Here is a 5,093-nt window from a genome sequence, read left to right on the forward strand (position 1 = left end):
GTGAGCCCGAACGACGAGACGTCAAGCAGCACGATGTGGTTGTCGGTGCCATCGGTGACCAGCTTGGCGCCGCGCGACATGAACCCCTCGGCCAGCGACTTCGCGTTGTCGGCGATGTTCTGGGCGTAGGTCTGGAAGGACGGCTGGCGTGCCTCGGCGAGGGCGACGGCCTTGGCCGCCATCACGTGCGACAGCGGGCCGCCGAGCACCATCGGGCAGCCGCGGTCGACGTCGGCCGCGAACTCCTCCTGCGCCAGCACCATCCCGCCGCGCGGGCCGCGCAGCGACTTGTGGGTCGTGGTCGTGGTGTTGTGGGCGTGCGGAATCGGGTCCTCGTCGCCGGTGAACACCTTGCCGGCCACGAGCCCGGCGAAGTGCGCCATGTCGACCATCAGCACGGCGCCGACCTCGTCGGCGATCTCGCGCATCTTGGCGAAGTTCACGCGACGGGGGTACGCCGAGTAGCCGGCCACCAGCACGAGCGGCTTGAACTCCCGCGCCTTCGCCGCCACCGCGTCGTAGTCGAGCAGTCCGGTCCCCGGGTCGGTGCCGTACTGCTGCTGGTGGAACATCTTGCCGCTGATGTTGGGCCGGAAGCCGTGCGTGAGGTGACCGCCGGCGTCGAGCGACATCCCGAGCAGGCGCTGGTTGCCGAACTCGTGGCGCAGGGACTCCCAGTCCGCCTCGGTGAGCTCGTTGACGTTCTTGGCGCCGAGTCGCTTGAGGGCCGGCGTCTCGATCCGGTTGGCCAGGATCGACCAGAAGGCGACGAGATTGGCGTCGATGCCCGAGTGTGGCTGCACATAGGCGTACGGCGCCCCGAACAGCTCACGGGCGTGCTCGGCGGCCAGCGACTCGACGGTGTCGACGTTCTGGCACGCGGCGTAGAAGCGGTGCCCGACGGTGCCCTCGGCGTACTTGTCGCTGAACCAGGTGCCCATCGTCAGCAGCACGGCCGGCGAGGCGTAGTTCTCCGAGGCGATCAGCTTGAGCGAGCCTCGCTGGTCGGCGAGCTCCTGGCGAGTGGCGGCCGCGATGCGCGGCTCGACCGACTCGATGACCTTGAGGGCCTGTTCGTATGCGCCGGAGGTGAGCTGGGACAGGGAGGCATCCGTCATGGCGTCAGCCTAGAGGCCGAGGTCGGTGGTGCGGACATGGACTCCAGCGCGCTGCGGATGTGACGTACGCCGCACGACCGTCACGCCGCCGCCCGGGACCACGACTCCCGTCTCACTATGTGGCAAGCAGTCTCTTATTCTGAGATTTCGCCTTGTCGGAAGGGTGTCCGAGCGTTGAGACTGCTTGACATGACTCTTGCTGTGACGTCCAAGTTCCTCGTGGTTCGACGCCACGTGGACTTCGGGCGTACCCGCAGCTCGATGTGTTGGCATCGCTGATTCGCCGCCCAGTCTCTGCACGTCACCGCGCTCACCGTCGCGCGCGGCCCTCAGCGAACAGGATCACCCCCCATGCCTGATCTCCGCTTCAAGCCAGTGCCTGCCCAGCACACCGAGATCCCGCGCCCCAAGCGCGCCGAGGGTCAGTGGGCGCTCGGCTACACCGAGCCGCTGAACAAGAACGAGCAGTCCAAGAAGGACGACGACCCGCTCAACGTCCGCTCCCGCATCGAGCACATCTACTCCAAGCGCGGCTTCGACTCCATCGATCCGGCCGACCTCCGAGGTCGCTTCCGGTGGATGGGGCTCTACACCCAGCGCGCTCCCGGCTTCGACGGCGGCAAGACCGCCCAGCTGGAGGAGGAAGAGCTCGACGACCGCTACTTCATGATGCGCGTTCGCACCGACGGCCAGGTCCTGGACGCCGCCGCTCTCCGCGCCCTGGGCGAGTCCTCGACGTCGTACGCCCGCAACACCGCGGACCTCACCGACCGCAACAACATCCAGTACCACTGGATCGACATCGAGAACGTGCCCGCCATCTGGGAGCGCCTCGAGGCGGCAGGCCTCACCACGCTCGAGGCCTGTGGCGACAGCCCTCGCCCGTTCCTGGGCTCGCCGGTCGCCGGCATCGCCAAGGACGAGATCATCGACGGCTCCGAGGCCCTCGCAGAGATCAAGCGGCGCGCACTGGACAATCCGGAGTTCTCCAACCTGCCGCGCAAGTTCAAGACGGCACTCACCGGGCACCCCAGCCACGACGTCGCGCCCGAGGTCAACGACGTGTCGTTCGTCGGCACGGTCCACCCCGAGCACGGTCCCGGCTTCGACCTGTGGGTCGGTGGGGGTCTCTCGACCAACCCGATGCTCGCGCACAAGCTCGGCGTCTGGATCCCGCTGGACGAGGTCGCTGACGCGTGGGAGGGCGTGGCAGGCATCTTCCGTGACTACGGCTACCGTCGCCTGCGCTCGAAGGCGCGCCTCAAGTTCCTCCTTGCCGACTGGGGACCCGTGAAGTTCCGCGAGGTGCTCGAGAACGAGTACCTCCACCGCAAGCTCATCGACTGCTCCTCGCCGGCGGCCCCCGTGCACCAGGGCGACCACGTCGGGATCCACGAGCAGAAGGACGGCAAGTTCTTCATCGGCGCCACGCCCGTCGTGGGTCGTATCGATGGCACCACGCTCACCGCGCTCGGCGACATGGTGGAGCAGTACGGCGCCCGCGGCGTGCGCCTCACGGCGTACCAGAAGCTCGTGGTGATCGGCGTCGACGGCGCCGACACCGATGCCTTTGCCGAAGGTCTGGAGAAGATCGGCCTGACCGCTCGACCCAGCAACTGGCGCCGCCGCACCATGGCGTGCACCGGCATCGAGTTCTGCAAGCTTGCCATTGTCGACACCAAGGAGCGGGCCCGCTCGCTGGTCACCGAGCTCGAGAAGCGGTTCCCCGAGCTGGACACGCCGATCTCCGTCAACGTCAACGGCTGCCCCAACGCCTGCGCCCGCACCCAGGTCGCCGACATCGGACTCAAGGGCATGCTGGTGCTCGACGCCGACGGCAACCAGGTGGAGGGCTTCCAGGTCCACCTCGGTGGCGCCCTCGGGCTCACCCCCGTGCTCGGTCGAAAGCTCCGTGCGCACAAGATCACCAGCGCCGGCCTCGACGACTACGTCACCAACGTCGTGCAGGCCTACCTGGCCGACCGCACGGCCGGCGAGCTGTTCGCCGAATGGGTCACGCGCGCCGACGAGGCGCACCTGCGCGGCGAGTCCGCGCTGGAAGTCGTCCGAGATGAGTGAGCGAGCGAGCACCAACCACTGCCCCTACTGCGGCGAGACGACGCTGTGGCCGCGCGAGGACGGGTGGGAGTGCCGCTCCTGCCTGCGTGCGTTTGCCGTCACCTACATCGGCATGATCCCCCGAGGAGGAGGTGCACGATGAGTCTCTCCACCAAGGCTGCCCGCGACTTCAAGGGCACCCACACCGAAGGACGTACGCCCGAAGAGCTCCGCGAGCTTGTCTCACACGTCGGTGCCGAGCTCGAGCTCGCACCCGCCGAGAACATCATCGAGTGGGCCGTGGCAACGTTCGGCGACCGCTTCTGCGTGACGTCCTCGATGGGTGACGCGGTGCTCGCGCACCTCGCGGCCAAGGTCGCCCCCGGCCTGGACGTGGTGTTCCTCGACACCGGCTACCACTTCGTCGAGACCATCGGCACGCGTGACGCCGTCGAGGCCACGCTGCCCGTCAACCTGATCACGATCAGGCCCGAACTCAGCGTCGCCGAGCAGGATGCGACGTACGGCAAGGACCTCTACAAGACCGATCCCGACCTGTGCTGCAAGCTGCGCAAGGTCCAGCCGCTGGCCGATTCGCTCGCCAACTACGACGCGTGGGCGACCGGCCTTCGTCGCGCGGAGACCCACAACCGCGTGATCGCGCCGGTCGTCGGCTGGGACGCCCGCAAGGGCAAGGTCAAGGTGTCCCCCCTCGCGCGCTGGAGCGACGAGCAGATCGAGACCTATATCGCCGACAACGGTGTGCTGGTCAACCCGCTCGTCCACGACAACTACCCCAGCATCGGTTGCTGGCCGTGCACGCGACGCGTTGCTCCTGGCGACGACCCGCGCAGCGGTCGTTGGGCCGGCACCACCAAGACCGAGTGCGGGATCCACTCGTGAACAGCTCACACCCCAACGACAACGGCGTCGATTCGCACACCACCACCCGAGATGGGAGGCCCACCTGATGGCCGCTCCTGCATTGGTAGCCCTGGCTCACGGAAGCCGCGACCCTCGTTCCGCCGCAACGATCAAGGCCCTCGTGGCCGAGGTCAAGACGATGCGTCCCGACCTGCGCATCGAGACGGCGTTCCTCGATCTGTCCAGGCCGTCGTTCGACACCGTGGTGGACCGGCTGGTCAAGGCCGGGTTCGACGAGATCGTCGTCGTCCCACTGCTCCTCACCGAGGCCTTCCACGCCAAGGTCGACGTCCCCGGGGCGGTGGCCGCCGCGACCGCGCGACACCAGGGCCTCAAGATGCGGGCCACTCGGGTGCTGGGAATGGAGACGGCGTTCCTCGAGGTGCTCGACGTCCGCCTGCGTGAGGCGCTCCGGGAGGCTCGGGTGCGCGAGCTCGACGCCCTCGTCCTCGCTGCCGCCGGCTCCTCCGACGCGCTCGCCAACCAGGCCGTGGCACGACTCGCCCGCACGTGGGGCACGCGGCACAAGCTGCCGGTCACGGCCGCCTTCGCCTCCGCTGCTCCCCCGGCCGCCGGCGAGGCGGTGCGTGCCTTCCGGGCCGAGGGCCGGCGCCACATCGCGGTCGCGTCGCTCTTCCTGGCGCCAGGATTCCTGCCCGACCGGGCTGCCGAGCTCGCCCTCGAGGCCGGTGCCGTCGCCGTCTCCGAGCCGCTCGGAGCCCACCCGGAGGTCGCCCGCGTGATCTTGGCGCGCTACGCCGTCGGCGCGGTGGAGCTCGTCCCGGTCTGAGCCGCGCGGACGTGGCCCGGCCCGGGAAAAGCGGGGCGGGCGGAGGCGCCCAACCCCGGTGGGGCGGCCCCCGTGGCCCCGGTCGCGCCGTTCGCGCCCGCACCGCCGGTCGGCCCCGCCGGGCCGATGAGCTTGCTGCGCTCGGACTTCTTGAAGTCCTTGAGCAGGAGCGACCCGTTCTTGACGTCCTTGGTGGACACGGA

The 5,093-nt window shown here is 68.9% G+C and carries 5 protein-coding genes and 1 pseudogene; 4 read left to right on the top strand and 2 right to left on the bottom strand.

Features of this window, described 5'->3' with window-relative positions; translation table 11 throughout:
- On the bottom strand, positions 1 to 1,118 hold a 1,118-nt coding region (locus tag RMO85_RS16620; protein ID WP_310529832.1), incomplete at its 3' end, for an aminotransferase class I/II-fold pyridoxal phosphate-dependent enzyme.
- Positions 1,119 to 1,469: 351 nt separating this feature from the next.
- Between RMO85_RS16620 and RMO85_RS16625 the strand changes: the two genes are divergently transcribed.
- The 4 genes from RMO85_RS16625 (at position 1,470) to RMO85_RS16640 (ending at position 4,890) form a co-directional block, all read left to right on the top strand.
- Entirely contained in the window at positions 1,470 to 3,197 is a 1,728-nt protein-coding gene (locus RMO85_RS16625) for a nitrite/sulfite reductase (protein WP_310529833.1), read from the top strand.
- Entirely contained in the window at positions 3,190 to 3,339 is a 150-nt protein-coding gene (locus RMO85_RS16630; RefSeq protein WP_310529834.1) for a hypothetical protein, read from the top strand. Before RMO85_RS16625 ends, RMO85_RS16630 begins: the two co-directional genes overlap by 8 nt.
- Positions 3,336 to 4,079: a phosphoadenylyl-sulfate reductase gene (locus RMO85_RS16635; protein WP_310529835.1), complete on the top strand. Its 744-nt coding sequence runs from the start codon at positions 3,336 to 3,338 to the stop codon at positions 4,077 to 4,079. Before RMO85_RS16630 ends, RMO85_RS16635 begins: the two co-directional genes overlap by 4 nt.
- 67 nt (positions 4,080 to 4,146) lie before the next feature.
- Positions 4,147 to 4,890: a sirohydrochlorin chelatase gene (locus RMO85_RS16640; protein ID WP_310529836.1), complete on the top strand. Its 744-nt coding sequence runs from the start codon at positions 4,147 to 4,149 to the stop codon at positions 4,888 to 4,890.
- Here RMO85_RS16640 and RMO85_RS16645 read toward each other — a convergent pair.
- Positions 4,854 to 5,093, bottom strand: a pseudogene (locus tag RMO85_RS16645) (hypothetical protein); the annotation flags it as partial. The gene RMO85_RS16640 and the pseudogene RMO85_RS16645 sit on opposite strands and share 37 nt — an antisense overlap.

This window comes from Nocardioides sp., assembly GCF_031422975.1.
Lineage (GTDB): Bacteria > Actinomycetota > Actinomycetes > Propionibacteriales > Nocardioidaceae > Nocardioides.

Bases quoted from the DNA above. Each gene is read 5' to 3' on its own strand.
- RMO85_RS16625 (WP_310529833.1), top strand. From the start codon at position 1,470: ATGCCTGATCTCCGCTTCAAGCCAGTGCCTGCCCAGCACACCGAGATC.
- RMO85_RS16630 (WP_310529834.1), top strand. From the start codon at position 3,190: ATGAGTGAGCGAGCGAGCACCAACCACTGCCCCTACTGCGGCGAGACG.
- RMO85_RS16635 (WP_310529835.1), top strand. From the start codon at position 3,336: ATGAGTCTCTCCACCAAGGCTGCCCGCGACTTCAAGGGCACCCACACC.
- RMO85_RS16640 (WP_310529836.1), top strand. From the start codon at position 4,147: ATGGCCGCTCCTGCATTGGTAGCCCTGGCTCACGGAAGCCGCGACCCT.